At 34.2% G+C, this 4,363-nt stretch carries 1 protein-coding gene; it reads left to right on the top strand.

What is annotated here, in order from left to right:
• Positions 1-3,607 precede the first annotated feature (3,607 nt).
• Entirely contained in the window at positions 3,608-4,051 is a 444-nt protein-coding gene (locus HLA95_RS26700; RefSeq protein ID WP_222185045.1) for a hypothetical protein, read from the top strand.
• Positions 4,052-4,363 lie beyond the last annotated feature (312 nt).

Raw genomic sequence — 4,363 nt, 5'->3', positions numbered from 1 at the left:
TAGTGCACTAATATATCACCCTTGCTAAAAACAGCAAGTCAATGTGTGACAGTCATGGTGGTGACTGGGTGGTATTCATTCCCTAGCAACTGGGGGCGAAGGAATGCTGTTGTGGTAGGATGATGTGTACCTGGTGAGGTAGTCATCCCGGATGGTTGTGACACCCTAAAATGAGGTGGCCATCTGTTGTGATATTTGATGTTTTGATGGTTGTGAACCTTAAAATAAGGTGGCCATCTGTGGTGAATATTTGATGTTTTGCAGAAAAAATGCAGAACAGTGGAAATGGCAGGTATGACTGCATGAGCATTGCATCGTATATCTGTCATATGCATAAAGCATGCATGTAGTGTGAGATTATTTATTGTGAAAAAGTGATGGATATATTCTGTAATATTTATAAATAATTACAGATGTGGTGATTTTAATATGTGATATTTGGCTGATGATAAATTTGTTGACAGCCATGAGAATGTGGAAGGATGTGAATGTTTTGTTGAGAAATGAAAATATTGTATTCATGTAATACGATTCTCAATATTAATAAAAGTGAAAAAAATGGCGACTCGCCCGTGGACGTAAGCAAATTGCCCAACCACGTAAATTTCTGGTGTTGTTTATTTTCTGCTATGTGTTAGCACGAGATACTATCTAACTCAGTAAACTAAATGGATGTTTCTGGAATTCGAGTACATTACGGGACTGTACTCATGATACAAACTAGTACTCAGCGCTATCTTTAATTTTTGAGATGTTGTAAATTATTTAAAGTCTTCCGCACGCGTATTTTTGAAAAATTGTTTTAAACTCAATAAATTTTAAATGAAATTATTTAAAAGATAAGCGCTTGGTATTTTGTGTCACTGTGGCATTTCCGCATAGGGGGTACCCTGTGTGGGGTGTTACAAGTTTTGGTATCAGAGCTTTTGGTTGTTGAGTGAGTACTAGTCACGAAAGAGAAACACTATCCATGAATGAGTTACTGAGTTGTAGTATTTGTAACTTCAGGTTTGGACTGAGATGTCTAATCCTAAGGGGGAGGTGAATTCACCTTTAGTAGGTGATAATTTAGAGCCCTTTGATCCTGTAAAGTAGAGTTATAGTAACTTTACTTGGATTGAGATTAGGGCAGACGTATGTGTGTACATGTATATATATATGTGTTTATATATATATGTATGATGGTTGTGTATATACATATATATGTGTGTATATGTATGTGTGTATGATATTTGTGTATGAATACTTGTATAAATATGAGATAAAGTACAATACCTGAGTGATGGTATATTATGAGTATAATCTTGTTTCTTTGGTAGAGAAAATGTGTAATTATGTGATTATGATTCGTGAAGAATCATTAGTGATATTTATATGTGAATGATTCTGGTATGGATCATTAGTAGTCTATTGAGATTACACATAACAGTTGATTATGGTAGAAATACTTGAAATTATGAAAGCACAATTATTTCATAGAGGATGATTTTCTTGATGCTTGATTTTTATACAAATCATAATCAAGTGTACAGTGGTAGTAAGTGGTATTTACATATGGTAGATACAAACATTACAAGTATTTCCACAGCTTAAGTCTTGAACTTTGAAACAAGTATTTGAGGCTTAGAAGCTCCAAATTTTCTCGGACCTTGAGACTTCATTCCCTTTAGAGTTGGCTAAATCTCTTCATACCAAAGAGTATTCTTTAGAATACATATCGCTTGGAGATTTAGGTCGGTGAAGTAGTTTGACTGCTATTACATGGATAATAGAGTATTTTCTTCGTATTCTGATGAAATTGCTGGCTAAATCTTCATACCAAAGAATATATCTTAGAGTATGAATTGTTTGGAGATGTACTTTGAGGATGCATATGATATAATCTTTGACAGACTACTGCATGCCTGGTAGAATCAACCTCAAAGTCTATATGTTAGAGTATGGAAAGGATTGCTTGGAAATGCATGTCGATGTAACACATGCACACTCAACTATGTTTGATTCCCAAGATATAATTAATAGGGATCAATAGTTATCTCCATAAAAATTATATTTAGGGGATACAAACAGTGACCCATACTCTTGAGATTAATAGGAATCAATAGTTACCCATGAGAGATACAAGTTGTGGAGGCAAGTATCAACTACTATGATCCACCTAAATGGCATTATAAAGGATCTATAGCAGTATCCTCAAAAACCATATTTAGGGGTGATCCGTTATTCTGAGATTCATGATGAGGATGCATCACAAATATTATCATGAAAAGATGAGATTCATGATGTGGATACTTCTCAAATATCATCATGGTAAAGATAAGAATAAACAAGATCATGATGATGATGATGACTCACTGATATTCTCAAGGAGATGAGGAAAGCAAGATGATGATGGTGAGATTAGATTTCCTTACGTAGGAAACCCTAGTTTCGGATCATCTTTCAAGGTGTTGTCCTACACCTTAGAAACTTCTGTATAGCTTAGATAACTATGACAGAAGAGAGTGAGCACAAGGTAGGGTAGACACCTGTCGGACTGGCTTCTCACCTAATGAAAATCTGTTAAAGATTTTCGTTGATGGTAAAAACCCATTGTTGTCCCTGAATGATAACCCATAATCCATCTCTGCTTCGCTACGAGCTCTTGTGAATGCTACTTTTAATAATAGAGCTTGAAACTGAGAAGGTGATTTCTCAGTTGGCGAATTGGGGGAAGTAGCTATGAGGAGCAGGAAACCAGCAAGATGGAACACATAACAAAAAGTGATATAGCTTCTATTGTTACATGTAACGATGGAGATTGAAGCAAATACCAATTTTTGGTGAATGAGGATAAATAAAGCTGTTTCTAGTGGTAGTGATAGAAGAAAGCATTTCTTCTGACATTCTTAAAGAATTTCAGAAATGGAGTTAAGAGTAGATATTGAACAAAAATTTTATGCAATGGTAGAACATGAAGATGATTTTCATGAATCAAAACGAGATGCTGCATTTTCAGATATAGGAACGAAAGATAGATTGGGATGAGTAGATGGAAAGAGGAGAGCCAAATTTATACAAAAATTTGAATATACGTTTGGTTGAGAAATTCAAACTGATTTGAAGCGTATCAGACTAATTACTATTTACTTTTTGATAAAGCGAGATTTTCTGATAACGTATTCAGACTGATTTGAATTGTCGGTAAAGCAGACAAAATTACTTTTTGACAAACGAGTGCTAGAACTGTTCACTTTTTGACAAATAATTGATTCTCTGAAAATGTATTCGAACTGATGTGAATTGTCGGTAGAGCGGACAAAATTACTTTTTGAAAAATGAGTACTACTACTGTTTACTTTTTGAAAAATGAGTGCCAGTACTGTTTACTTTTTGAAAAATGAGTACTAGTACTGTTTACTTTTTGACAAATGATTGATTTTCTGAAAACGTATCGGCAGATACAGTTGTTGGATATTTTTTTTCAAAAGTTGGAGAACAGTAGATTTTGCTGTCTGATATCAATGCTTTTAAATGCATTTCTGCATCGTAAACTACACCATTCTTTTATCAAAAATCTCCTGAGATTTCTTAAGTTTTTGCAATGGCATCTCCATCTTCCGTTAACATGATTCCTGATTTGAATGAGTCTTTGGATGCTCAACTACATCAACCTTTAGTTATTCCTCAAAATGAAGGGATGCTTACACAAAGGTCTGATATAGAAGCCTTGTATGAGTCTCTTGCACTTTGTTCTAGAACTACAAGTTCTGTACAAAATATAGCTCTGCGTCTGAAAGCTAGGACAGCAGAAGTGCGAGCCAGAATTGACGAAGTTGAGAGTCTACGACAGTTACTTAAGGAGAATCGAATGAAAAATAGGATACTGACACGTGAGAATAGAGAGTTAAGGCGTATGTTGGATTCATATGCTAAAGAAATGGATCCAAAGATTACAGAGTTGGAGAAGTATAATGATAAGATTAAAGAAGTACAGCAAGAAATTTTAGACAGATTACAAAAGGTGTCTGTAACTGCTGCTTCTACTTCTCAACATAATCTTACTCTGTGATGTATATAAATAATATTTATTTATTTGATTTGGCAGATAATTGTTATTTCCTTGATTTATGTATATAAATATATATACATATGTGTGAAGTATTTTATCTGTCTGCTGACGGCTGATTTCGGGGACGAAATCCTGTTAAGGGGGAGGTATTGTGAGACCCCGAAAATTTTAATACCGTATATATATATATTTTTAATTATATATATACTTGTTGCTAGTATATTGTATATATTTTAAATACACACTTGGCATTATTCTAATAGGGTTTGAAATATGCCATGTGGTCATTAATTGAGAAGGGTGAATTTTTAT

This window comes from Geminicoccus harenae, from assembly GCF_019800005.1.
GTDB lineage: Bacteria > Pseudomonadota > Alphaproteobacteria > Geminicoccales > Geminicoccaceae > Geminicoccus > Geminicoccus harenae.
Note: the sequence above shows the minus strand (reverse complement) of the source record. Positions and strands in the feature narration are given on the sequence as shown.

What these genes read in the sequence shown, in the direction of transcription:
- HLA95_RS26700 (WP_222185045.1), top strand. Translation starts at nt 3,608, where the DNA reads ATGATTCCTGATTTGAATGAGTCTTTGGATGCTCAACTACATCAACCT.